We start from the raw sequence: 25,595 nt of genomic DNA on the forward strand, positions 1-25,595 counted from the left end.
GAAAATTAAGTATTAAGACTAAAAAACAAACACAAACAAATTATGGCAAAAGATATAAAATTTGATATTGAAGCCCGCGACGGATTAAAGCGTGGTGTGGATGCATTAGCCAATGCAGTAAAAGTAACTTTAGGACCTAAAGGTAGAAATGTAATTATTTCTAAATCGTTTGGCGGACCAACCGTGACCAAAGACGGGGTTTCGGTGGCAAAAGAAATTGAGCTGAAAGATGCCTTAGAAAATATGGGAGCCCAAATGGTGAAGGAAGTGGCTTCTAAAACCAATGACTTGGCCGGAGACGGAACAACAACAGCAACCGTTTTGGCACAAGCTATTGTAAAAGAGGGCTTGAAAAACGTTGCTGCCGGAGCCAATCCGATGGATTTAAAACGAGGAATTGACAAAGCTGTAGAAGCTATAGTAGCTGACCTTGGCAAACAAGCCAAAGAAGTAGGTAGTTCTTCTGAAAAAATCAAACAAATTGCCTCTATTTCGGCTAATAACGATGAAGTAATTGGGGATTTGATTGCCACGGCATTTGCCAAAGTGGGAAAAGAAGGCGTAATCACCGTTGAAGAAGCCAAAGGAACCGACACCTATGTGGATGTAGTAGAAGGAATGCAGTTTGACAGAGGCTATCTATCGCCCTATTTTGTGACCAATCCTGAGAAAATGGAAGTGGAATTGGAGCGCCCTTACATTTTGTTATACGACAAAAAAGTTTCCTCTTTAAAAGAGTTATTACCAATTCTTGAACCGGTAGCCCAATCGGGGAAACCATTATTGATTATTGCTGAAGATGTTGACGGAGAAGCTTTATCTACTTTGGTAGTAAACAAATTACGCGGTGCTTTAAAAATAGCAGCTGTTAAAGCTCCCGGCTTTGGCGACCGAAGAAAAGCGATGTTGGAAGACATTGCCATTCTTACCGGTGGAACTGTAATTGCTGAAGAAAGCGGTTATACTTTGGAAAACACTATTTTGGAAATGTTGGGTACAGCAGAAAAAGTAACCATTGACAAAGACAATACTACCGTAGTTAACGGTGCCGGAAATGCCGACATGATTAAAAATCGCGTAAACCAAATCAAGGCACAAATGGAGACTACCACTTCAGATTACGACAAAGAAAAGTTACAAGAGCGTTTGGCTAAATTGGCCGGAGGTGTTGCCGTACTTTACGTTGGTGCCGCTTCTGAAGTAGAAATGAAAGAGAAAAAAGACCGTGTAGACGATGCTTTACACGCCACTCGTGCAGCCGTAGAAGAAGGTATTGTAGCCGGAGGCGGTGTGGCACTATTGAGAGCCAAATCGGTTTTAGATAAATTAAAACCATCGAATGCTGATGAAACTACCGGAATTCAAATTGTTTCCCGCGCAGTGGAATCGCCGTTACGAACTATCGTTGAAAATGCCGGATTAGAAGGTTCCGTTGTGGTAGCCAAAGTATCAGAAGGTAAAGAGAATTTTGGTTACAATGCCAAAACAGATGAATATGTTGATATGCTGAAAGCCGGAATCATCGATCCTAAAAAAGTAACGCGCATAGCTTTGGAAAATGCGGCTTCTGTTTCGGGTATGATTTTAACTACCGAATGTGCTTTGGTAGAAATCAAAGAAGAAAATGCAGGAGGCGGAATGCCAATGGGCGGCGGAATGCCGGGCATGATGTAAAAACCAAAACACATCATATCATTAAGAAATGCGAAACAAACAAAAAACGCCTCAAAATATATTGAGGCGTTTTTTTATTCTGCTTGTTTCGGAGTCTTTTTTATCATCTTTAAAAAGACCGGAAATGTGGAAATCAATATAATGCCAATCACAATTTTTTCAATGTGGTGCTTTAGATCAATATCAAATTTTTCTAAAAACATTCCGTATAGATAATGTCCTGAAAAAATTAAAACAAATGACCAAAGGAAAGAGCTTACAATATTGTAGAACATAAACTTCTTTTTATCCATGGTGACAATTCCGGCTACTATAGGTGCAAAGGTTCTTACAATCGGAAGGAAACGGGCAAAAATGATGGCTTTACCACCATATCTTTCAAAGAAATCTTTGGACTGGATTAAATACTTTTTCTTGAACCAAAAACTATCTTCTTTTTTATACAAATAATATCCGCTTTTAGCACCGAACCAATATCCCATCATATTTCCTAAAATTCCGGCCGTGGCTACCAATGTTGACAATAACGTCACATTAACCAAATCACTTTCGATAAAAGTGAAATTCTCAACTAAATCTCTACTGTAAATTCCTGACAGGAAAAGTAAACTGTCTCCCGGTAAAAAGAAGCCTGCAAAAAGTCCGGTTTCTGCAAACACTATAAACAATACAATCCAAAGACCCACTTTTACACCCCCAATTGACATGGTGATATAAAACTCAGGGTTCAACAATTGCATCCAATCAAAGTTGCTCATGGATTATTATATTATTAAGGTAAAAAATCGTGCGTGAAAATAAACCTTTTTTTCGGTATAATTACCTTTTAAAAAGTTAAACTACACTACTATTTTTGCAAATCTAAATTTTGAATCAATGAAATAAAAATATTGTGATTCATCACATCTGCTTTGGAATTGGCATTAACAAACTGATTCATATAGCCCAATTCCAGCCGAATGTTGTTATTGTAATTCAGGCCCATTCCAATCAGAAATCGATTTTGATCAAAAATATTGGAATTAACTTTATTGTCCCCTAAAGTCACAAAAATCTCATCTTGCAGTACGGCATAAATCTCTTCCTTTTCTGATCGCAAATTGGTCAAATGAAACGTATTCTTATTGAGGTACCGCAACCGGTTTTGATAATTAGCCCCCAATGAAACTACATTCCCGTCAACCGCAGTGATACTTTCTACCCAACGCTGTTCCAATCGAAATCGGTGCATCATGGTATTTTTAGCCCATTTGTCAATGTATTGAAATTGTTCCCATAAACGATTCTCTTTGTAAAAATCTTGCAAAGAAGTATTATAGGTATTTGCCAATGCATAGCCGGCAGTAAGCATTTTAGAAGTTGTAATAAAATAAATCCCACCTATGCGAAACACATTTTGCTGGTTTTGCTGCAACTGATTGTCTGTTCTAAATTGCACATCCAGATGGTAACCCCAATGCTCTGAGACTTTATATTGCCCCGCATAAGAAAACCAAACACGTTGATTTTGTTTTAATTCCTGAGCTTTAAGACCAAAACTCAAAAAAGAGAATAAAAAAAACAGATAACGTCTCATTAAAATTCTAATTGATAAACATCATCCAAGTCTTTATTACTACTGAAATTCACATTCAAATCGGTTACAAAGCCAGAGTTCAAACCATACACCCAACCGTGTAGAGTAAGCTCCTGTCCTTCTTTCCAGGCCGATTGCACGATAGATGTTTTGGCCAAATCGCAAACTTGTTCAATCACATTCACCTCTACAAAACGGTTGAAGCGTTCATTCTCATTTTCAATAGCGTTTAGCTCCTGATGGTGTAGGCGGTAGACATCTTTGATATGACGAATCCAGTTGTCTATAATACCGATAGAATTGTTGCCCATGGCTGCCTTGATTCCACCACAGCCATAATGACCGCAAACAATAACATGCTTTATTTTCAACGCGTTTACGGCATAATCCAATACACTCAACATGTTCATATCAGAATGCACTACCATATTGGCAATATTCCTGTGTACAAAAACTTCACCCGGTTTTGCCCCTATGATTTCGTTTGCCGGAACACGGCTGTCCGAACAACCTATCCAAAGCAATGGTGGGTTTTGTCCTTGTGATAAGTCTTTGAAATAATTGGGATCTATTTTTAATTGGTCTTCAACCCATTGCTTGTTGTTGTCCAGTATCTTTTTATAAAAATCGCTCATAAGAATACACTCAAATCGTTTTAGTGGGTGTAAAGATAAAGTATATAGCCGAAAGTTATTCAAATAAAAAACTCCTCGGATTTGAGGAGTTTAAAAAATCTTATTTTCTTTCGTATTGGCAACAGGCATGCAGGTTTTTATACACCTCATCGTCGGCCTTTATATCATCAGTATCATGACCCACCTTGGCTATCGCTTTTTTTACATCAACCACTGAGCATTTTTCTTCATTGATAATTAAATGCAACTTGTGATCGTCAATATGCCAATCGGCACTTTTAACACCGGCTACCGAAAAAGCAGCTTTTTCGATACGCTTTTTACATTGTTCACAATTGCCGTTGACTTCAAATTCATATTTGGCATTTTTGTTTTTCTTTTCTTGTGCTTGGCCTGAAAATGCTACAAACAGTAACATCATTCCTAAAATCATATTTTTCATTTTTATCTGTTTTTAAAGTTATTTTATTTTAAATCGTAAACCGGCATAATACATTTGCCCGAAAACCGGTGCATACACTATCGACGTATCAAAATTAGGTCCAAAAGGATTATCGTTTCCCAGAACCGCTTTGTGCTGACTGTAATTCCCAATATTTTCACCGCCCAAATACATTTCAAAAGTACTCGAAAAAGTTCTGGTAATTTGCGCATTCATCAAACTAAATGAAGGTGAAAACTCAGGAAGTTGATCGTGGTGCGGATTGGTTGATGTATTCGGCAATTGCTGTTTGCCCAGCCAGTTAAAAGTATAATCAAATTTCCATTGCTGCCCTTTGTCACTGATATGTGTTTCAAATTCTAAGTTTCCAAAAAACCGGTGTTTGGCCTGCAACGGTCTCTGGTAAGAACCCGAAAGATAATCAGTAGAAATATCATAATATTTGTAAGCCGTGCGCAAATTTAAGTGCTTGATGATTTCCAAATTAAAATCAAGCTGCAGGCTGTTGGCATACGATTTTCCTTTTAGATTGTAAAACAACGCTTGTTGTGGAGAATTCATCACATCAACCACAGCTTGGTTTTGGAAATCGGTGCGGTAGAAATCTAAGGTCATATCGGCGTTTTTGCCAAACAGAAGAAAATTTTGCGTAAAACTTACCCCATAATTCCAGGCAATTTCAGGATTCAAACCATAGATTTTCCCATTAGTATCCAATACCGAAAACGTTCGGGAACTGGCAAACAGGTTTTGATTTTCGGCAAAAATATTGGCGGCACGTTTACCCCTTCCCGCTGAAAATCGCAGTACCGCTTTTTCCCACGGATTGTATTTGATATGCAATCTCGGCGTAAAGAAAGCACCTAACCGGTTGTGATAATCAAATCGACCGCCAAGAATGTAACTGAACTTGTCGTTGTTATCGTAAGTATACTCAAAGAAAACTCCGGCCGAATTGTCAATCCGGCTTACATCTGATAGATTTACAAACTCGGCATATTTATCATAAGTAAAGTTCAAACCCGTGGCAAACTTGTGCATGGTATTATTGATAATCGAGTTGAAAATCAAGTTTGAATAATAGCTTTGTTGCCGGATATCATATTGGTTCAAGCCAAAATACGATTGCTGATCATGGCTGGTAAAGGCATTTTGAATACCGATGCTTTGATATGGCATATCTTTGAAAACATAGCCCACTTTGGACGAAAAATCCAATCGCTCGGTATTGATTTCCGAACCCCAATAATTGGTTGTCAAGCGGTCTCTGTTCGGGTCGAAATCAAGTTGTCCGGTTTGTTTGTCGTCTTTCATAAACCGAAGATTGAGAAACGAAACCCAGCCCGTTTCGGGATTAGAATACTGCCAACGGTTAGCAATATTGACTTGTTTGCCTAACGGATTGTCTAAGAATCCATCATCGTTCATGTCATTTTTAGTCACACGGGCATTACCGTGCACAAAAAGACTGGTGGACCAAAAATCGGAAACTTTTTTATTGAAATGGGTATTCAATTCAAAGCGCGAATCTGTCGAACCGTAAGCGTTCAAGAAAAAAGGAATGTCTTTTATAGGCTTGATTAATTCGGTATTGATTTGTCCCGAAATGCTTTCGTAGCCATTGACTACACTTCCGGCCCCTTTGGTAATTTGGATGCTTTCCACCCAAGTTCCAGGTGTGAATGACAACCCATAGGCTTGTGAAGCCCCACGCACTGAAGGAATGTTTTCTTCAGTTATCATGATGTATGGACTGGTTAATCCGAGCATTTTGATTTGCTTCGTTCCGGTGAGCGCATCCGAAAAATTGACATCAATAGAAGGATTGGTTTCAAAGCTTTCTGCCAAATTACAGCAGGCGGCTTTGAGCAACTCTTTACTGGTAACCACAGTAGTATTGGCGGTTAATGACAGTGATTTTTTTAATCCCTTCTTTTTGGTTTCTACTTTCACTTCATCCAGTTTTTGCTGGGAAAAAGCAACTGTAGAAAACAACAGTGTTAGGAATAACAAAGTTTTTTTCATTATAAATTATTTTAATATTCGTAAAAGGGAAACTTTATTGAATACTAAAATCAGGCATAAAAAGTATATTGGCTGTACAAGAGATAAAGCGGAGGTGCATTGGCATCACAATAATAAGTGAAATTATCTCTTTGGGTAAAATTAATTTTTGGACTCCATACGACAGGTTTCCAATCGTAAGCTACCGGAATAAAAGCGGCTTCAAACGATAACGATTTTACGATAATTTGGTCTGACTTGATTTCAGCTTTAATAATTTTATCGTTGCAGCATTTAGATTCTTTTTCCAGTTCCCCACAACAACCGGATTCTGCTTTACGCAAGGATTGAGCTGTATCTAAAGTAACTGAAGCTATTTGATTTTCGCAATAATGCACATTAAACGCTAATCCTAAATTGGAAACCAACAGGAGAACCGTCAATAAAATGCTGATATATTTTTTAAAAATCATGGGGCAAAGTTAGTAAAAACCAATTATCAAAAACTTAAATTCATATTAAATCTCCAACTCCTGCCCCATCATAGGAACTGAGCAATCAAAGCCATATTTTTCCTGAATTTTAATGCGTAATTCATCGGCAGGTTGGTTTTCACCATGAACCAAGAACACTTTCTTGGGTTTGTTTTCCAAAACTGAAAGCCATTGCAATAAATCATTTTGATCACCATGAGCCGACAAGCCTTCTATTTCCTGAATTTGGGCCATAACGGAATAATATTTCCCATAAATCTTGATTTCACCGGCTCCCTCCAACAACTTTCTTCCGCGAGTCCCTTCCGCTTGATATCCAACAATAATAACTGTGGTTTCAGGCAGGCCGATATAGCGTTCTAAATAACTCAATACTCTTCCGCCGGTAATCATTCCGCTGGCCGCAATTATTACTTTCGGATTTTTATTGTAAATGGTGTCAATCGTTTCCTGATATTCCGAAATCATGGTAAACATTTGACACATTTCGGTGCATTCGGTTTCTGAAAGCTTATGCCAATTTCTGTTATTCATAAAAACATCCAGCACACTGATTCCCATAGGGGTATCAATAACATAAGGAATATCGGGAAGTTTATCTTCCTTCTTGAGCTGCCAAAGCAAATACATAATGGTCTGCGCCCGTTCTACCGCAAAACTCGGGATAATGATTGTACCTCCATTCTGCACCGTATTATTGATAAACGTTTCCAGTAAAAGTTTGACGTCTTCTTCGGGATGAATTCGGTTGCCATAAGTACTTTCCAGAAAAATATAATCGGCTTTTTTTGGTTTGACAGGCGGATACATCAAGACGTCATCATCTCGCCCGATGTCTCCGGAAAAGACCAATTTTTCCCCTTCTAAATTCAGTTCTATAGAAGAAGCACCTAGAATGTGTCCGGCATTAGTAAATATTGCGGATATTTCGGCATCCAATTGTACTTCTTCATTTGGTTTTACGACCCGAAACAACGGAAATACTTCCTCCGCTTGTTGCACATTATACAAAGGTTCGGCTTTTTCATGTTTAGAAAAATGTTCTTCGTTAGCTTTGTTGGCTTCCTCTTCCTGAATCTTGGCGCTATCCAGCAATATTAATTTGGCAATATCTTTGGTTGGACTTGTGCAATAAATTTTACCTTCAAACCCTTGATTCACTAATCTGGGCAACCAACCACAATGGTCTAAATGACCATGAGTCAACAGTACAAAATCAATAGTTTTAGGCAAAATCGGAAGCGGTTCCCAATTAAGTTCCCGCAAAGGTTTGATCCCCTGAAACTGACCACAATCAATCAGTATTCTTACTCCGTTACTTTCTACAAGTGTCTTAGAACCGGTTACGGTACCGGCACCTCCCAAAAATCTTATTTTCATGGTCTGAAATATTTACAAAGCTCGGAGGCTTCTTTTAATACATTTTTTATTCGATTGGGGCTTAACCCAATTTTCTCAAGGGCCTCTCTATTATCAATCACCTCTCTCGCCAAAACGACATCCATGACCAATAATTTGTCTTTTTCGGTTGCAGTCAGAGTGGTAAGGCAAGTAACAGGATATAACTGATCATCATCTACTCGCTTACGTAAGCTGCTATTAGTCGGATAGTCCCAACTGAGCAATTTCAATCCTGAACAAGAGGCAAAAGCTGTGGCATCTGAGGTAAACCGATTGTTGGTTACAATCCAACACCCTGATATTTTATCTTTTCTGGTAAAAATAGTGTGATATCGATCCTTGACATCATTGAATCTTGACAAGATATACATGGGGACTTTGACATCAGACGCGGCATCATTACTGGCATGAAACTTACATTCGATCATTTCTACATAATCATTTTTCTTAATAGCCACATCTATTTCATGCCCTACACATTTTCCGGGTAAAAACAAATTGGTTTGCGCCAAATACCCTTCCGAGATGAACAAGCGGGCAATAAATTTTTCGAAGAAAAAACCCGCCGGACCCAACATCTGAATAGCGGAACGCAAGTTGTAACGGGCGGCGTGGGAATTGGAAGATTTTTTGAGTAAATTAAACGCTAACTTGTAGATTTTTTTGGTAGTAATCCCTTCGTATATCTGGCTGTCGATAGCCTCTAACACGCTATCAACCACTTCTGTGCTTGCGCCGGATTTGAGCAGTGACCTTTTCAGCTTATCTCGGTTAAACTCTACTATACTACCGGAATGCTTTACGATTTTCATTATAAACGTATTTATGCTCTATAGAATAAAGAGCTGTAGTAAAGTTACAACAAAAACAGCTCAGTTTTTAACTTGCCTCTGATAAAAAAAGGCTGGAATGAACAATAGTAACAAGACTAACTATAAGCTATTATTTATTTGAATTTATTCTTTAACAAACCGATCGATTGTCATTATACCATCAAATGAAACTTGGATTAAATAAACACCTTTTGCAATATTTTCAACAGCAACTTTATTGGTATTTTGTACTTCAGTAATTATTTCACCAAGCAAATTAAAAATAGTAATCTTGTCAATCGTTTTTTCATCAGATGTTTTTACATTAAGAATTTGACTTATTGGATTAGGATAAATTATTATTTTTTCCTGTGCAGTATCAATCAAATTAAGGTTATCAGGATAAAGTTTAACTATCCAAAAATCAAAATATCCATGACCTCCGATAACATCTCCATCAGAAGTATCGGCACTTCCAACAAAAATTATCCCTTCATCTGTAGTTTGAATAATACTATTAGCACTATCGAAAGAAGAACTGCCAAAAGCTTTTTGCCATAGCAAATTACCGTTTGGCCCAAGCTTTACAATCCAACAATCTGTATAGCCATGATTTCCTGTAACATCTCCGTTGAATGAATAGGTTGAACCTGAAACTACATAGCCCTCATCTGCGGTCTGCTTAATATCATAGGCAACATCTTCCCCGGTTCCTCCAATGTTTTTTTGCCAAAGAAGCATTCCGTCAGCATCAATTTTAATTATCCAAAAATCATTCGCATTATTCCCATTACTAAAATTATTTGAAGTTGAATATCCCGCAATGACATAACCTCCATCTATAGTTTGTTGAACACTATTAGCACACTCAGTAAATAAACCTCCGTATTTTTTTTGCCATATGATATTACCCATGCTATCGAGTTTTACAACCCAATCATCCATATAATGGTCAACACTTCCCAATAAATCTCCATCAATAGATCTTGAAGTACCAACAACAATATAGCCACCATCTGTGGTTTGTTGTACACATCTGGCACCATCAACTGACGACCCACCTAACGCTTTTTGCCATAAAAGTTCTCCATTTTCGTCTAGTTTTACTATCCAACAATCAGGTGCTGCATTGCCATGAAACCCCGTAACGTCTCCGTCATTAGAATATGTTGACCCAACTACGATATAGCCCCCGTCTGAAGTTTGTTTAATACTATGAGCTTCATCAGAATTAGAACCCCCAAATGTTTTTTGCCACAAAAGATTTCCAGTCAAATTTGTTTTGACAACCCAAAAATCTCTCTCTCCATGACTACCTGTAACATCACCATCGTTAGAATATGTAGTGCCTGCAATAATATATCCTCCATCTGTCGTTTGTTGAGCTTCAGCTCCAAAGTCATAATTTGTCCCTCCAAATGTTTTTTGCCATAAAAGATTTCCGTTCCCATCAATCTTTACCAACCAGAAATCACAAACACCTTGCATTGTTATGACATCATCATTGTTAGAATATGTAAAACCAGAAACGATATAACCTCCCTCGCTTGTAGGCTTAATATTCATTGGAACATCACCCATTGTTCCGCCAAAAGATTTTTGCCATTGAATTGTAGGAGCTTGAGAATGGCAAAATTGAAATATCAATATTACAATCGGTGAATAAAACTTAAAATATCTTTTTGTACTCATATCTTTATTTATTAAAAGTTTATTTCATCCGTTTCTGGTAATAAAACGCCGGAATGAACAACAATATAAAAATGGGTTGAATGAGAAATCTTCGAATGTAGAATAAATTCATTTTACTTTTTTCCGCAAAAAAAGTCAAGACAAAAATAAAGCTTATCATCAGTACCGAACCCAAAATCATGTAGAGGAATGCCGAAAATTTAACAATCTGCTTGTCATCAAAAAGCACATAAAGTAAAAACAGAGAAATTACCGAATTGAGGTAAAACCGTATTCCTAAACTAAAAAACAATTTTACGATATTGATTTTGGGAAAAGGCAGATGAGCATATTCGGTTTTGAAATAATTAAGAAACGGATCGTAGAACAAATGGTCTTCAAAAACCCGAATCAAAACCAAAAGCAGCACTAAAAAAAGTGACCAGCCTATTTTCTTTTTATTTTTTCGCAAATCTTGTAGCATGATAGGAATAGTTATTAACCCAAAGCACCCATAACAGAAATACGATTCCGTATATGACTAACGGAAAAACTACGCCGTGTAAAATGTGTTCGGAATTAGGAAAATGATATAACGCAATGGCCAAAAGGGCAATCCGAGCTATGTTTAAGAGGTGAATGAAAAGGCTTCCGAAGAAGATAAACAACAACGTATTTTTGAGTTTTCCGGTGAAAGCAATCAAAAAAGCAACAAACAAAATAATAACACTCAAGGCATTGCAGCCCTCTATTATGCGAATCACGTATTTATCGTGATAGATTACTTTTATGCTCGGTTCATTCGCATTGGGCGCTACATACGAATGCGAATCAACCCAAGACAAAATCAGTTGAGTTTGATTAGCCACCAATTGTGTAAAACTATCCACTTCATTTTTTGCTGCATCAAAACGACTCAGATAAGATTGATAGAGCAGAGTCAATACCAAATAACTCAATAAAAATTTCCCCAGGAAAAGCAAAAAAGGTTTGTATTGGAGCAGTAGGTTTTTCAAATTGGAATTTTTAACAAATTTATATAAAATAAAAAAGGTGCAGTCGTTACTTTTGCATAAAAAATTGAAAATGAATTTTGAAAACTTGCATCCTCACGTGGTAACCATCTTATCCGAAAACGGGAAAACCAGAGACGAAAAACTGAAAAACCTTTGTCAGTTCTTATCAGACAACGTTTCCTATTATAATTGGGTTGGTTTCTATTTTGCCAATCATGAAAACAGAACGTTGCATTTAGGACCTTATGTTGGTGCCGAAACCGATCATACGGTCATTCCGTTCGGAAAAGGGATTTGTGGTCAAGTGGCTGAATCAAATCAAAACTTTGTAGTTCCCGATGTGTCGGCACAAGACAATTACATTGCCTGCAGCTTTACAGTAAAGTCAGAAATTGTGGTTCCGCTTTTTGTGAACGGAGTAAACATTGGTCAAATTGATATTGACAGCCATGTGATCGATCCTTTTACCGAAGCTGATGAACATTTTTTAGAGTTTGTAAACGAGCAAGTTGCGAAATTTTTTTAAGTTTCTACCGTCTTTTTATTTGCCTAATCAAAAAATAAAATTACCTTTGCACACGAATTGAGAAAACCTCATTTCATACATAATAATCATTTAAAATAATATTGGAATGTATTTAACTAAAGAAACAAAAGCTGAAATCTTCGCTAAACACGGAGGAAAAGCTGAGAACACAGGATCTGCTGAAGGGCAAATCGCTTTGTTCACATTCAGAATCTCTCACTTAACAGAACACTTGAAAAAAAATCGTCACGATTATAACACGGAGCGTTCGTTAGTACTTTTAGTAGGTAAAAGAAGATCTCTTCTTGACTACTTGAAGAAAAAAGATATCAACAGATATCGTGAGATTATCAAAGAATTAGGTATTAGAAAATAATACATATCTAAAGAGGTGCTTGCGCGCCTCTTTTTGTTTTATAAATAAAGAGAAAAGTTTCGGTTTTTCATTGGGTTACAAACAACTACTACAACAACTACAACACAACTAACCTAATTGTTTAAACGAATTAAATTTTTATGATTCCAAAAGTAACCCAAGAAACAATCGATTTAGGTGATGGGAGATCTATCACCATCGAAACCGGTAAATTAGCCAAACAAGCCGATGGTTCTGTTGTTGTAAGATGCGGAGACTGTATGCTTTTAGCAACAGCGGTATCAGCAAGAACATCTAATCCCGGTGTAGACTTTTTACCGTTAACGGTAGATTACCGTGAAAAATTTGCTGCTGCGGGAAGATTCCCGGGTGGTTTTTTCAAAAGAGAAGCACGTCCGAGTGACAGCGAAGTATTGACCATGCGTTTGGTGGATCGTGTATTGCGTCCGCTTTTCCCGGATGATTATCATGCCGAAACTCAGGTAATGATTCAGTTAATGTCACATGACGAAAATGTGATGCCGGATGCTTTAGCTGGTTTAGCTGCTTCAGCCGCCTTAGCAGTTTCTGACATCCCTTTCTACAACTTAATTTCTGAAGTACGCGTAGCTCGCGTTGACGGAAAATTGGTTATCAACCCAAGCAAAGCTGATTTGGAAAGATCAGACATCGACATGATGATTGGTGCTTCTGCAGATTCTGTTTGTATGGTGGAAGGTGAGATGAAAGAAATTTCAGAGCACGAAATGGTAGAAGCTATCAAATTTGCCCACGAAGCCATTAAAGTTCAAATTCAAGCGCAAGAAAGATTGAGAGCCGCTGTTGGTTCTCCGGCTTACCGCGAGTATGAAGGCGAAAAAGAAGATGAAGCAATCTACAAAAAAGTAAAAACAGCTTCTTACGACAAATATTACGCCATCGCTCAAGAAGCTTCCGCCAAAAGCGAAAGAGGTGAAAAATTTGCCGCTGTAAAAGAAGAAGTAAAAGCTCTGTTTACAGAAGAAGAATATGCAGAAAATGCAGATCTAGCTGAGTTAGTAGGCAAATACAACTACAAAACACAAAAAGAAGCTGTTCGTAATGTAATCCTTGAAAAAGGAATCCGTTTAGACGGAAGAAAGACTACCGAAATCAGACCAATCTGGTGTGAAACGGATTACTTACCATCTGTACATGGTTCTGCCTTATTTACACGTGGGGAAACGCAAGCTTTGGCAACAGTAACTTTGGGAACCTCCAGAGAAGCAAACCAAATCGACTCTCCATCAGAACAAGGCGAAGAAAAATTCTATTTACACTATAATTTCCCGCCTTTCTCAACCGGTGAAGCTAAACCATTAAGAGGAACCTCCCGAAGAGAAGTTGGTCACGGAAACTTAGCACAACGGGCGCTGAAAAATATGGTTCCTGCTGATTGTCCTTATACTATCCGTATTGTATCAGAAGTTTTAGAATCTAACGGTTCGTCTTCTATGGCTACGGTATGTGCCGGTACTATGGCTTTGATGGATGCCGGAGTTCAAATGATTAAACCAGTCTCAGGTATCGCTATGGGATTAATTACTGACGGTCAGAAATTTGCCGTTCTTTCCGATATCTTAGGTGATGAAGATCACTTGGGTGACATGGACTTTAAAGTAACCGGAACCAAAGACGGAATCACAGCTTGTCAAATGGACATCAAAATTGACGGTTTGCGTTACGACATTATGGAGCAAGCGTTAAACCAAGCTCGCGAAGGCCGTATGCATATCTTGGGTAAATTGGTTGAAACCATCCCTACTCCAAGACCAGACGTTAAGAAACACGCTCCGAAAATCATCATGAGAACCATCCCTGGTAACTTCATTGGTGCTTTAATCGGCCCTGGCGGAAAAGTGATTCAAGAATTACAAAAAGCTACCGGAACAACCATTGTTATCAACGAAGTGGATGAGCAAGGTGTGGTTGAAATCTTAGGAACTGATCCGGATGGTATTGCAGCTGTATTGGCAAAAATTGATTCCATCATTTTCAAACCGGAAGTGGGTGAAGCTTATGAAGTAAAAGTAATCAAAATGCTTGATTTTGGTGCTGTTGTTGAGTATACCAAAGCACCAGGAAACGAAGTATTATTACACGTTTCTGAATTGGCTTGGGAAAGAACCGAAAACGTTTCCGATGTAGTTAACATGGGAGATGTCTTTATGGTGAAATACTTAGGAATAGATCCTAAAACCAGAAAAGAAAAAGTGTCCAGAAAAGCCCTTTTACCAAGACCTCCAAGAGATGAAAATCGCCCTCCAAGAGACGAAAACCGTCCTCCAAGAGATGGCAAAAAAGATGCTCCACAAGGTTAATACCAAATTACATATTAATTCATAGAAAATCCCGACTCTATTTTTTGAGTCGGGATTTTTGTTTTTATCATAAATAAAGATAAACCGATATTTAAAACACTTTAACGATTAAAAAATCAAGATAGCAAACGTTTTTTTAACTTTAATAACCTAACCTTTAAATATTTATATTATGAAAAGATTTTTTTTACTCCTCATTTTAGGAACTTTGGCTTTTTCTTGTTCAAGCGATAGTGATTCAGGTCCAGCTTTGTCAGACACACCACTAGCCAAAGTAGAATTTGACAACAGTAATTTCGGCATCTACAAAGGTGTCTTTTTAGGTTCATCCGGAACTGTTCTGATTAACATTAATAATGACGGTACATTATCTGCAATTTTAAACATAGATGGATCATCTTCAACTTACACTACAACCGAAACTGCCACATTAAATTCTGCAATGGTAGGATTGACATTCACCAATGGAAGTAATTCTTTTGATTTTAGTGTTACTGAAAATGGCGGGGATCCAACAGTCAGCAATATAAACATAAGCGGACATCCAAATGCCACAATAAAAGTCCTAAAAGAATTTCATAACGTTTTAGCCAAATGCTATGTAGGTAGCTTTAGCGGTGACGATTCAGGTTTATTTCATGTGGTTATAGTGGACGCTGTTGTTGATGGAATTGCAAAATCTGACGATGGAGTCAGCGCTTTTAATACGGATGGTACATTGATAGGCACTTCTATAACAGGAGTGTTTGAGGGTGGCACGTTTAGCGGTACAAGTAGCGGAAATCAGATAAGTGGAACTTGGCAAAATGATTTTGGCGAGAGTGGCAGTTGGTCAGGAACCAGAAAATTATAACCTTAAATTTCTCTATCATAAAAAATCCGTTCCATAGTGAACGGATTTTTTATTCTAAAATTGTAACTTTTTAGGTTTTCTTTACGTACAACAACCCGAACACTTTAAAGTAAAGGAGATAAATAAATGAGACAGCTCAAAATCACCAAGCAGGTAACCAATCGTGAAACTGCTTCCTTAGACAAATACCTACAAGAGATTGGAAAAGTTGACTTAATTACTGCTGATGAAGAAGTAGAATTAGCACAGCGTATCAAAGCCGGAGACCAAAGAGCTTTAGAAAAGTTAACCAAAGCCAATTTGCGTTTCGTGGTTTCCGTAGCTAAACAATACCAAAATCAAGGATTAACATTGCCTGACTTAATTAACGAAGGGAACTTAGGATTAATCAAAGCAGCGCAACGTTTCGACGAAACTCGTGGTTTTAAGTTCATCTCTTACGCTGTTTGGTGGATTCGTCAATCTATTTTGCAAGCTTTAGCAGAACAATCTCGTATCGTTCGTTTACCATTAAACAAAATTGGTTCAATTAACAAAATCAACAAGATGTATGCTTTGTTAGAGCAATCTAACGAACGTGCTCCTTCTGCTGAAGAAATTGCCAAAGAATTAGACATGACCGTAAATGATGTAAAAGAGAGCATGAAAAACTCCGGTCGTCATTTATCCATGGATGCACCGCTTGTAGAGGGAGAAGATTCCAACCTATATGACGTTTTACGTTCAGGTGAATCTCCAAATCCGGATAGAGAGTTAATCCATGAGTCTTTAAGAACCGAAATTGAACGTTCTTTAGAAACTCTAACGCCACGTGAAGCTGACGTTGTTCGCTTGTACTTTGGTTTAGGAGACCAACACCCAATGACATTGGAAGAAATCGGAGAAACTTTCGATTTAACCAGAGAGCGTGTTCGTCAAATTAAAGAAAAAGCAATTCGCAGATTAAAACATACATCCAGAAGTAAAATCTTAAAAACTTACTTGGGATAATAAAAATAAGTAAATTTTAAGTCTTTTTTGTTTTGAAAATTAAAAAAATAACTTTTATTTGTCTTCACAAAATTGATATTTGGAATTTACCATAACCGCAACAACAGTCTGATTAACTGTTCGTTTTTTGATTGATGATTGAAACTCCGGCTGATTACCGGAGTTTTGTTTTTTATAATTATCTTTGCGGAAACAACACTACAACATGAAAAACACCCTTATCGCACCTTCTGTTTTGGCTGCTGATTTTGCCAATCTACAAAGAGACATTGAAATGATTAACAATAGTGAAGCTGACTGGTTTCATATTGACATTATGGACGGTGTTTTTGTTCCCAATATTTCTTTTGGAATGCCGGTTTTAGAAGCTATTACCAAACACGCTGAAAAAACCATAGATGTGCATTTAATGATAATCGATCCTGACCGATATATCAAAACCTTCAAAGCATTAGGAGCCAATATCTTGACCGTTCATTACGAAGCCTGCACCCACCTTCACAGAACACTACAAGCCATCAAAGCTGAAGGCATGAAAGCCGGAGTTGCTTTAAATCCTCATACTAATATTGCACTATTGGAAGACGTCATTAAAGATATTGACCTGGTTTGCCTTATGAGTGTAAATCCGGGGTTTGGAGGACAGTCTTTTATTGAAAACACCTACTCTAAGGTTGAGAAGCTAAAAGATTTAATTATTCGGAAGAATGCCTCTACCCTGATTGAAATCGATGGCGGTGTTACCGATAAAAACGCGAAACAATTAGTACAGTCCGGGGCCGATGTTCTGGTAGCCGGTAGTTTTGTGTTTAAAGCTGAAAACCCGACCGAAACCATCAGCAATCTGAAGAAGACTATAGTTTCATAATTTTCAATTCGAATTTCCAACAAGTATTTCACGGCTGTTTACGATTTGCCGCCTGCTGTTTTGTTTCTTATTTGAGCCAAAATCGCTCCCATTTCTTTAAAGACGTGAATCTTTATTCGTGGCAGCCAAAAAGATTGGAACAAATCCTTCCTGACGAATAGAACTCCTAAAACCACAAAAAGGTACGCTGCGTTTGCTCGAGTTCTCAGGAAGACTTTCTCAACTCGTCAGCAGCAGTCTTTTCAGTTACCGCGGTCACTTGACTAATTTACCGCGGTAAACGGCTTAAGTTACCGCGGTAAATGATTGGCTTTGGCAGGATAATTGATAGCCTTTGTATAGACTAGTTAAACAAAACTTTCTGAAATACTTTAAGATATGGCTATAACAATCACTCCCATCGGCAAGACCCATCCGACCCAACCCGGGTTGGACATGACGTATTATCCCAAAGCAATCAAAACCGGCGAAATAGATTTGGATGCCCTTTCCGAACAGATTTCCAATGACACTACCGTTACGCAAGCCGATTGCTACGCGGTAATCATTGGGCTGGTCAAGGCGGTTTCACAAGAATTAGAGGCCGGTAAAATTGTAAGGGTAAGCCATCTGGGGTCATTTCAAATCAGCGTAAAAGGAACCGGCAGTGCCACCGCAGCGGCTGTGGCGCCTAAGAATGTCACCAGTGCCTCTATAATCTTCCGCCCCGGAAAGAAGTTCCAAGCCATGCTGAAGCGCTTAAAGTTTGTGAGAAAGGCATAAGGACAAGCCTGTGCAGGCAATAGCTCTCCAACAAATCAGCGTGTTTTTGCAATAGAAAAGGATTGACTTCGTCTTTCCGGCAAAGCTCCGCTTTGAATAGCAGGGATTGACTTCGTCCTTCACTCAAAGCTCCGCTTTGAAAATCTGGGATTGACTTCGTCCTTCCCTCAAAGCTCCGCTTTGAAAATCTGGGATTGACTTCGTCCTTCCCTCAAAGCTCCGCTTTGAAAATACAACAGCCGGGAAAATGCTCAAGCAAGCTTGGACATTTTCCCGACTGTTGTATTTATTCGTGACCGCGAAGGGATTCGAACCCCCAACCCTCAGAGCCGAAATCTGATATTCTATCCAGTTGAACTACGCAGCCATTATTTATTTACAAGTAGTTTATTTAAAAATTCCCTACCGCTTCCTGTTTTAAAATATTTTTCTCTGTTAATTGCCTCTTCTCTAGTTTCAAAGTTTTCAAAATATTCTAACCTCCATGGTCTATATCCTTTTGTTGATTTTGTCTTCCCAGAGTTATGTTCTTCTATTCTTTTCTCCAAATTTGATGTATGCCCCTTGTAGAGCCTGCCATCTTTTTCACTTTTCAATATGTACACAAAATAGGTCATATCTTAAATCTGATATTCCCTGCCTGCCGGCAGGCAGGTATCCAGTTGAACTACGCAGCCATTATTTATTTACAAGTAGTTTATTTAAAAATTCCCTACCGCTTCCTGTTTTAAAATATTTTTCTCTGTTAATTGCCTCTTCTCTGGTTTCAAAGTTTTCAAAATATTCTAACCTCCATGGTCTATATCCTTTTGTTGATTTTGTCTTCCCAGAGTTATGTTCTTCTATTCTTTTCTCCAAATTTGATGTATGCCCCTTGTAGAGCCTGCCATCTTTTTCACTTTTCAATATGTACACAAAATAGGTCATATCTTAAATCTGATATTCCCTGCCTGCCGGCAGGCAGGTATCCAGTTGAACTACGCAGCCAGTATTTGGTGTTCAGGATTCAGGAATCCTGATTGCTTTTAAGCTAATAATTTTTTAACGACAGTTGAAATGGTTTTGCCGTCGGTTTTGCCGGCCAAGGCCGCAGAGGCTTTCCCCATTACCTGTCCCATAGCAGCCATGCCTGAGAAACCACCTTCGGCAATAATAGCCGCTACTGCTGTTTCCACTTCAGCTTCTGACATTTGCTCCGGAAGGAACTTTTCGATTACGGCAACTTGTGCTAATTCGGGCGCTGCCAAATCGGCTCTGCCTTGTTCGGTATAAATAGTGGCACTGTCTTTTCGTTGTTTTACCAAGCGTTGCAATAGCTTGATTTCTTCATCAGAAGATAAGGTATCGCTGGCACCGGCTTCGGTTTTGGCTAAGATAATCCCCGACTTGATGGCTCTCAGAGCTTCTAAGGCAACGCTATCTTTGGCTCTCATGGCGTTTTTCATTTCGTCCATGATTTGGGTTTCTAAACTCATAGAATAGATTATTAGATATTAGGCTTCTCAGAGCATCAGACCGGGCGATGGTTGGCTTCTAGCCCCGATGGGAGCATGCTACCGTGTAGCGCGGACAGCGGGAAAACGGACAACTGAAACAGCCCTGACCGTTAGCTTCTGAAAAGCCCTGCGAAGATAAAAAAAATAACCCGAAAATCTCAACGAAATTTTCGGGTTATCCGATTAGAAAAAAATGGCAGTTTAATCTACATTATCGTGTAAGAATGAATTGTTGGAACGAAGCTGTACATCATCGTTGCTGTCGGTTCCTAAAGACATTCTTGAGTTTGTATTCGTATCGGTATTGTTTGACAGATCAAGACCAAGGCGTTTGTAAGCAGGTTCTTTTTCCATTTCTTCAATTCGTGACGGATTGTTATGGAACTTGTAATTGAACTCTTTTAATTTTCTTCTGCGTTCGTCTGCTCGGTGTTTCAAAGTTTCCTCAATGGTCATTTCTACCGGAGAAACGTCTTCGAAATGCATTACGGTTGGCTGAGGCTTTTCTGTTTCAAGCGGGGCCTTCATGGTAATGTTTAACTCTTCGGCTATAGGCTCTTCTACTACTTTAGCAGCCGGTTTAGAGTTGAGCAAATCGTTTTCCAATTCCATGTATTCTTCCAAAGAGTAACGAATCACGCCGTTTTCATTCAATTCGGTCATCGGAACAACCTGTACCGGCTGTTTCACTTCAATAGCACGGGTTTCTTCCGTTAAGTCGAAAACAATCTTGCTGTCTTCTTCTGCTTTCACCGGTTCGAAAGTCAATTCGTTTACGGTTGTTGGCATATCAAAGGTGAAGGTGATTTGTTCCTCTTCTTTTACGATGTTTTGAGGCTCCACCACTTTCATTTCGCGTACTTCGGGAGTGGTTACTTTGAAATCGATATCCTTAATAGGCGATACAATTTCAAAAGTCACATCCAAATTGCGGATGAATTGGTTCATGGCAATCAATTCGTTGTCATCGATAACAGAAGTCACAGCAGCAGCCGGCTCCTCTTCGATTAATTCGAATACAATTTTTTCCTCTTTTACTTCCGTTACCGGAGTGTCAATGGCTTGAAAAACTTCTACCGGTTTTTGGGTTAAATCGCGAACCAGTTTCTGATCGTCTTCTAAAGCATGAACGATTTTCTTAGCTTCTGTATTTACGATACCGTTTTGTTGTTCAACATTAAAACCTGTGGCGATGATAGTTACCGCAATAGATTCCCCTAACGATTCATCTTCACCTACCCCCATGATAATGTTGGCGTTGTAACCGGCTTCCGTTTGGATGTGGTCATTGATTTCGCCAATCTCGTCGATGGTAATTTCATTCGAGCCCGAAACGATAAGCAACAATACGTTTTTGGCACCGGTGATTTTATTGTCATTCAATAACGGAGAGTCTAAGGCTGAAATGATGGCTTCTTTAGCACGGTTATCCCCTACAGCCACAGCAGAACCCATGATGGCCGTACCGCTGTTAGACAACACCGTTTTAGCATCTTTCAAGTCAATATTCTGAGTGTAGTGGTGTGTGATGACTTCGGCAATACCGCGCGAAGCAGTAGCCAACACTTCATCCGCTTTTGAGAATCCGGCTTTAAAGCCAAGATTTCCGTACACTTCTCTTAGTTTATTGTTATTGATTACAATCAAAGAATCTACTTGCTTTCTTAACTTCTCAACGCCTAACAACGCTTGGTCTGAACGCACTTTTCCTTCAAATTGGAATGGAATGGTTACAATTCCCACAGTAAGAATGTCTCTTTCTTTGGCCAATTGTGCAATTACAGGAGCCGCTCCCGTTCCGGTTCCACCCCCCATACCGGCGGTGATGAAGACCATCTTGGTGTTGGTATCCAACATTTGCTCAATTTCGCTCACACTTTCCAAAGCAGATTGCTGCCCTACATCCGGGTTAGCCCCTGCCCCTAAACCTTCGGTTAAATTTACTCCTAACTGAATTTTATTAGGCACAGGACTGTTTTGAAGTGCTTGTGAGTCTGTATTACAAACTATAAAATCAACTCCTTTTATGCCCTGTTTGAACATGTGATTGATAGCGTTACTTCCTCCGCCACCAACTCCGATTACTTTTATCACATTTGATTGATTCTTTGGTAAATCAAATGAGATGCTTCCAAATTCTGAGTTGCTTATCATACTATTTTGGTGTTTGTTAGGTTTTATTCTGTTGTATTCTGTTTATGCTTATTCTGCGTTATCTAAAAAATCTTTAATCTTGTCGACATAGCGGTCAAAAAAGGAGCGCTTGATTTGTCTTTCGGCAGTGTCGGATTCGTTTTTCTTTTCCGGCACCTCGACTTCATTGTACACTTCCTCTTCTACCGGCTTTTCTTCTGCAACTACCGGCTGAAAAACCACTTGTTTCGGCGCTTCGGCCACCACTTCTTTCAGTTCTATTTTATAAGCACTGTTGGAATTGTTTTCCACACTGTTCATTACCAATCCCACGGCAGTAGCAAATAAAGGGCTGGATATTTCTTCCCCGGAGTTCCCCGCCAAATGTTCGTTGGGGTAACCGATACGGGTATCCATTCCTGTGATGTATTCCACCAATTGCTTGATGTGCTTCAATTGCGAACCGCCACCGGTTAATACAATCCCGGCAATTAACTTTTTGCGCGGGTCTTCGTGACCGTAGGCTTTGATTTCGGTAAAGACCTGCTCAATAATCTCCACAACACGCGCGTGAATGATTTTAGACAAATTCTTCAACGATATCTCTTTCGGATCTCTTCCGCGTAAGCCCGGAATCGAAACGATTTCGTTGTCTTTATTTTCTCCCGGCCAGGCAGAACCAAATTTTGTTTTTAACAATTCGGCTTGTTTCTCGATAATCGAACACCCTTCTTTGATGTCATCTGTGATGACGTTTCCGCCAAAAGGCACTACAGCCGTATGACGAATGATACCGTCTTTGAAGATGGCCAAATCGGTCGTTCCTCCTCCGATATCAATCAAAGCCACACCGGCTTCTTTTTCTTCCTGACTCAATACTGCATCGGCTGAAGCCAAAGGCTCCAAGGTCAAACCTGACAACTCGATGCCTGAACTTTGGATACATCTTCCCACGTTTCTGATGGAAGAAGCCTGTCCTACTACCACGTGAAAACTCGCTTCTAAACGAGCGCCATACATTCCGATAGGCTCTTTGATTTCGGACTGCCCGTCAATTTTAAATTCCTGTGGCAACACATGGATAATTTCTTCTCCCGGAAGCATCGCCAATTTATTCACCTGATCAATCAACAGCTGAATGTCTTTGCCGCTGATTACTTCTTCCGGATTGGTCCTGATGACATAATCCGTATGCTGAATGCTGCGAATGTGCTGACCGGCTATGCCCACCACCACATCATTAATTTTATACCCTGAATTGTTTTCCGCTTCAAGAACTGCCTGTTGAATGGACTGGATGGTTTGCGTAATGTTATTCACCACACCACGAGCCACACCCAAGCTTTTGGATTTACCAACGCCTAATATTTCTAATTTCCCATACTCATTTTTCTTGCCAATCATGGCAACAATCTTGGTTGTTCCAATGTCTAATCCGACGGCAATATTCTCTTTTTCCATAATCTTCTATTTTATGCACACCACTTGCTTGGTAAACTTCAGGTTGATTACTCTGTATTTATCCAGCGTACTGTCTAAAACAGCTTTCTGAAAAAACGCTTTGTAATTTTTAAATTTTCTGTCAATGTTAATAGTTCGTCCGAAATCAATCCGGTAATCATAATTTCTGTTGGCCATCATCAGACTGCCGTTAGGCAAAACCTGTACCCCGATGATGTTCTTTTTCAAAAACTCATCTCTGTCAATCGTCCTCAACACTTCGGACAATTTTTCCTTTTTTACCACATTAATTTCTCCCGATATTAGCGGAACTCTGGCCGTATAATTCTCCGACAACGGCATACTATTCCCCTCACTATCAATATAAAAAGAACCCGTCTCATCAAACACTCTTCCAATGGGTGTTTTTTGTTGCACCACCGCTTTCAGAACCCCATCAACACTGACAAAAACATCTGCTTTTTGGATCATGTCTTGTTGGTTGACGGACTTTTCCAATTTATTCAAATCTAAATCAACTTTATTTAAAGTTTTTAGGTCCCTATTTTTTTCTATTAACAATTTATTAACCGTTTCAGCCTTTAAAAAAAGCTTGTTTTCTCCCACAAAAATCACCTCCGTTTTTTTGATTTTACGATGCTCATTTCGAAAGGAAGCGAACGAATACAGGAAGATGACCAATGCAATCATTAGTACCAATCTGATGTTTGTCCATGTCAAAATTTTCATGATAAAGCCTGTTTTATTTTCGGAACCATTTCTCCTATATCGCCTGCTCCTATGGTGACAATTATTTTAGCCTCATTTGCCAAAATTGTCGGTATTAAATCCGCTTTGGAAATCAATTTTTTATGTGGATTTTCGATTTTGGAAAGCAACCAAGTTGACGTAATTCCTTCCATAGGCAATTCTCTCGCCGGATAAATATCGAGCAACAAAATTTCGTCAAATTGTGATAAACTTTTGGCAAAATCATCCGCAAAATCTTTGGTTCTGCTGAACAAATGCGGCTGAAAAATCGCCAATACTTTTTCCCCGGGATACAACTCGCGTACCGCTTGGTGTACTGCATTGATTTCGGTTGGGTGATGGGCATAATCGTCTATGTAAACCAAGTCCTCCGACTTGATCTGATAGGAAAACCGGCGTTGAATTCCTTTAAATGATGCCAGGGCTTTAGCAATGGACTCGGTTGGGGTACCATAAGTTTTAGCCATCGCTAAAGCCATCAGGGCATTCATTAAATTGTGTCTTCCCGGCAAACCGAATTGCAGATTGAGCATGACTTCTGATGGGGTTTGCACATCAAAAACATAATAACCGTTTTCAATTCGAATATTGAAAGCCTTATAGGTTGCTTCTTGGTTAATTCCAGTTGTCATTCCCTCCAGAGGCAGACCTGTCGGAACAAACAGATTGTTTTTATTTTCTACTTTATCGGCAAATTCGCGAAATGAATCTTCTATTGCCGATTTGTCACCATAAATATCCAAATGATCTGCATCCATTGAAGTTACACACGCAATGTCCGGATACAAATGCAAAAACGAGCGATCAAACTCATCGGCTTCCACAACGGAGATGGCTTTTCCTTTTCCGATTAGGTTGGAATGATAATTCTCTACTATTCCGCCCACAAAAGCCGTAACATCAGCCCCGCTATCACAAAGAATATGTCCCAATATACTGGAAGTTGTTGTCTTTCCGTGCGTCCCGGCAACAGCAAAACAAAAGGTGTCTTTTGTAATAATTCCCAGTACTTCGGCTCGTTTTTTAACTACATAATCTCTTTCTAAAAAATAATTCCATTCTGAATGTGAAATCGGAACAGCCGGTGTAATGATGACCAAAGTGTTTTCGGTATAATAATCCGCCGGAATTAAATTGATATTGTCTTCAAAGTGAATGTTCATCCCGGCCGCTATCAATTCATCCGTCAACATGGTCGGCGTCTTGTCATACCCAGAAACATTTTTACCGATGTTTTGGAAATAACGTGCCAAAGCACTCATTCCAATGCCTCCGATACCGATGAAATAGACGTTATGTATTTGGTTTAAGTTCAC

The 25,595-nt window shown here is 39.0% G+C and carries 26 protein-coding genes and 1 tRNA gene; 8 read left to right on the plus strand and 19 right to left on the minus strand.

The features are described from left to right. The first annotated feature begins 42 nt into the window (after positions 1-42). Positions 43-1,674: a chaperonin GroEL gene (groL, locus tag ACSVH6_RS08145; RefSeq protein WP_438077327.1), complete on the plus strand. Its 1,632-nt coding sequence runs from the start codon at positions 43-45 to the stop codon at positions 1,672-1,674. Between the two features lie 74 nt (positions 1,675-1,748). Here groL and ACSVH6_RS08150 read toward each other — a convergent pair whose 3' ends face one another. The 11 genes from ACSVH6_RS08150 to xrtF all read right to left on the minus strand — a co-directional run bounded on the left by ACSVH6_RS08150 (position 1,749) and on the right by xrtF (position 11,725). Further along, positions 1,749-2,432 (minus strand): DedA family protein, encoded by a 684-nt coding sequence (locus ACSVH6_RS08150; protein WP_438077329.1) that lies wholly within the window; start codon positions 2,430-2,432, stop codon positions 1,749-1,751. 89 nt (positions 2,433-2,521) lie between these two features. Then, positions 2,522-3,250 carry a DUF2490 domain-containing protein gene (locus tag ACSVH6_RS08155; RefSeq protein WP_438077331.1) on the minus strand — a complete coding sequence of 243 codons (729 nt, stop codon included), beginning with the start codon at positions 3,248-3,250 and terminating at the stop codon, positions 2,522-2,524. Further along, positions 3,250-3,885 (minus strand): carbonate dehydratase, encoded by a 636-nt coding sequence (gene can, locus ACSVH6_RS08160; RefSeq protein ID WP_438077333.1) that lies wholly within the window; start codon positions 3,883-3,885, stop codon positions 3,250-3,252. The genes ACSVH6_RS08155 and can overlap by 1 nt, the downstream gene beginning before the upstream one ends. 100 nt (positions 3,886-3,985) lie before the next feature. Continuing rightward, a complete protein-coding gene (locus tag ACSVH6_RS08165; RefSeq protein ID WP_438077335.1) occupies positions 3,986-4,327 on the minus strand; it encodes a heavy-metal-associated domain-containing protein in 342 nt (113 codons plus the stop codon). Between the two features lie 18 nt (positions 4,328-4,345). Next, positions 4,346-6,352, minus strand: coding sequence for a TonB-dependent receptor plug domain-containing protein (locus ACSVH6_RS08170; protein ID WP_438077337.1), 2,007 nt, complete (start codon positions 6,350-6,352; stop codon positions 4,346-4,348). A gap of 50 nt (positions 6,353-6,402) precedes the next feature. Then, positions 6,403-6,804, minus strand: a complete 402-nt coding sequence (locus ACSVH6_RS08175; RefSeq protein ID WP_438077338.1) for an HYC_CC_PP family protein — start codon at positions 6,802-6,804, stop codon at positions 6,403-6,405. A 45-nt stretch (positions 6,805-6,849) separates the two neighbouring features. Then, positions 6,850-8,205, minus strand: a complete 1,356-nt coding sequence (locus tag ACSVH6_RS08180) for an MBL fold metallo-hydrolase RNA specificity domain-containing protein (protein WP_438077339.1) — start codon at positions 8,203-8,205, stop codon at positions 6,850-6,852. Then, entirely contained in the window at positions 8,202-9,038 is an 837-nt protein-coding gene (locus ACSVH6_RS08185) for an ATP cone domain-containing protein (protein WP_438077341.1), read from the minus strand. The genes ACSVH6_RS08180 and ACSVH6_RS08185 overlap by 4 nt, the downstream gene beginning before the upstream one ends. A gap of 144 nt (positions 9,039-9,182) precedes the next feature. Then, a complete protein-coding gene (locus ACSVH6_RS08190) occupies positions 9,183-10,730 on the minus strand; it encodes a T9SS type A sorting domain-containing protein (protein ID WP_438077343.1) in 1,548 nt (515 codons plus the stop codon). Between the two features lie 19 nt (positions 10,731-10,749). Then, entirely contained in the window at positions 10,750-11,193 is a 444-nt protein-coding gene (locus tag ACSVH6_RS08195) for an exosortase F system-associated membrane protein (RefSeq protein ID WP_438077345.1), read from the minus strand. Continuing rightward, positions 11,168-11,725: an exosortase family protein XrtF gene (gene xrtF, locus ACSVH6_RS08200; protein ID WP_438077347.1), complete on the minus strand. Its 558-nt coding sequence runs from the start codon at positions 11,723-11,725 to the stop codon at positions 11,168-11,170. Before xrtF ends, ACSVH6_RS08195 begins: the two co-directional genes overlap by 26 nt. A 70-nt stretch (positions 11,726-11,795) precedes the next feature. Here xrtF and ACSVH6_RS08205 point away from each other — a divergent pair, with 70 nt between their 5' ends. From ACSVH6_RS08205 to ACSVH6_RS08235, 7 genes are all read left to right on the plus strand, one after another. Beyond that, positions 11,796-12,251, plus strand: coding sequence for a GAF domain-containing protein (locus tag ACSVH6_RS08205; RefSeq protein ID WP_438077349.1), 456 nt, complete (start codon positions 11,796-11,798; stop codon positions 12,249-12,251). Positions 12,252-12,357: 106 nt separating this feature from the next. Next, a complete protein-coding gene (rpsO, locus tag ACSVH6_RS08210) occupies positions 12,358-12,627 on the plus strand; it encodes a 30S ribosomal protein S15 (protein WP_026724205.1) in 270 nt (89 codons plus the stop codon). Between the two features lie 140 nt (positions 12,628-12,767). Further along, complete coding sequence (locus ACSVH6_RS08215) at positions 12,768-14,966, plus strand: polyribonucleotide nucleotidyltransferase (RefSeq protein ID WP_438077351.1); 2,199 nt, start codon at positions 12,768-12,770, stop codon at positions 14,964-14,966. A gap of 172 nt (positions 14,967-15,138) precedes the next feature. After that, positions 15,139-15,819 (plus strand): hypothetical protein, encoded by a 681-nt coding sequence (locus ACSVH6_RS08220; RefSeq protein WP_438077353.1) that lies wholly within the window; start codon positions 15,139-15,141, stop codon positions 15,817-15,819. Between the two features lie 126 nt (positions 15,820-15,945). Next, entirely contained in the window at positions 15,946-16,809 is an 864-nt protein-coding gene (locus ACSVH6_RS08225; RefSeq protein ID WP_026711939.1) for a sigma-70 family RNA polymerase sigma factor, read from the plus strand. A gap of 205 nt (positions 16,810-17,014) precedes the next feature. Then, positions 17,015-17,677, plus strand: coding sequence for a ribulose-phosphate 3-epimerase (gene rpe, locus ACSVH6_RS08230; protein ID WP_438077355.1), 663 nt, complete (start codon positions 17,015-17,017; stop codon positions 17,675-17,677). Positions 17,678-18,055: 378 nt separating this feature from the next. Continuing rightward, positions 18,056-18,439, plus strand: a complete 384-nt coding sequence (locus ACSVH6_RS08235) for an HU family DNA-binding protein (RefSeq protein WP_438077357.1) — start codon at positions 18,056-18,058, stop codon at positions 18,437-18,439. A gap of 293 nt (positions 18,440-18,732) precedes the next feature. Here the strand turns inward: ACSVH6_RS08235 and ACSVH6_RS08240 are convergent. The 8 genes from ACSVH6_RS08240 to murC form a co-directional block, all read right to left on the minus strand. Beyond that, positions 18,733-18,806: transfer RNA gene (locus ACSVH6_RS08240), tRNA-Arg, on the minus strand. Between the two features lies 1 nt (position 18,807). Beyond that, complete coding sequence (locus tag ACSVH6_RS08245; protein ID WP_438077358.1) at positions 18,808-19,056, minus strand: GIY-YIG nuclease family protein; 249 nt, start codon at positions 19,054-19,056, stop codon at positions 18,808-18,810. A 61-nt stretch (positions 19,057-19,117) separates the two neighbouring features. Continuing rightward, positions 19,118-19,366 (minus strand): GIY-YIG nuclease family protein, encoded by a 249-nt coding sequence (locus ACSVH6_RS08250; RefSeq protein WP_438077358.1) that lies wholly within the window; start codon positions 19,364-19,366, stop codon positions 19,118-19,120. A gap of 98 nt (positions 19,367-19,464) precedes the next feature. After that, positions 19,465-19,914, minus strand: a complete 450-nt coding sequence (locus ACSVH6_RS08255) for a GatB/YqeY domain-containing protein (protein ID WP_438077360.1) — start codon at positions 19,912-19,914, stop codon at positions 19,465-19,467. A gap of 222 nt (positions 19,915-20,136) precedes the next feature. Continuing rightward, on the minus strand, positions 20,137-22,089 hold the full coding sequence (ftsZ, locus tag ACSVH6_RS08260) for a cell division protein FtsZ (protein ID WP_438077362.1): 1,953 nt from the start codon (positions 22,087-22,089) through the stop codon (positions 20,137-20,139). Between the two features lie 48 nt (positions 22,090-22,137). Then, positions 22,138-23,529 (minus strand): cell division protein FtsA, encoded by a 1,392-nt coding sequence (gene ftsA / locus ACSVH6_RS08265; RefSeq protein WP_438077364.1) that lies wholly within the window; start codon positions 23,527-23,529, stop codon positions 22,138-22,140. A gap of 6 nt (positions 23,530-23,535) precedes the next feature. Continuing rightward, the gene (locus ACSVH6_RS08270; protein WP_438077366.1) at positions 23,536-24,258 is read right to left on the minus strand and encodes a cell division protein FtsQ/DivIB; all 723 of its coding nucleotides are present in this window, start codon (positions 24,256-24,258) and stop codon (positions 23,536-23,538) included. After that, positions 24,255-25,595, minus strand: a complete 1,341-nt coding sequence (gene murC / locus ACSVH6_RS08275) for a UDP-N-acetylmuramate--L-alanine ligase (protein WP_438077368.1) — start codon at positions 25,593-25,595, stop codon at positions 24,255-24,257. The genes ACSVH6_RS08270 and murC overlap by 4 nt, the downstream gene beginning before the upstream one ends.

Source organism: Flavobacterium sp. XGLA_31, from assembly GCF_051547105.1.
GTDB lineage: Bacteria > Bacteroidota > Bacteroidia > Flavobacteriales > Flavobacteriaceae > Flavobacterium.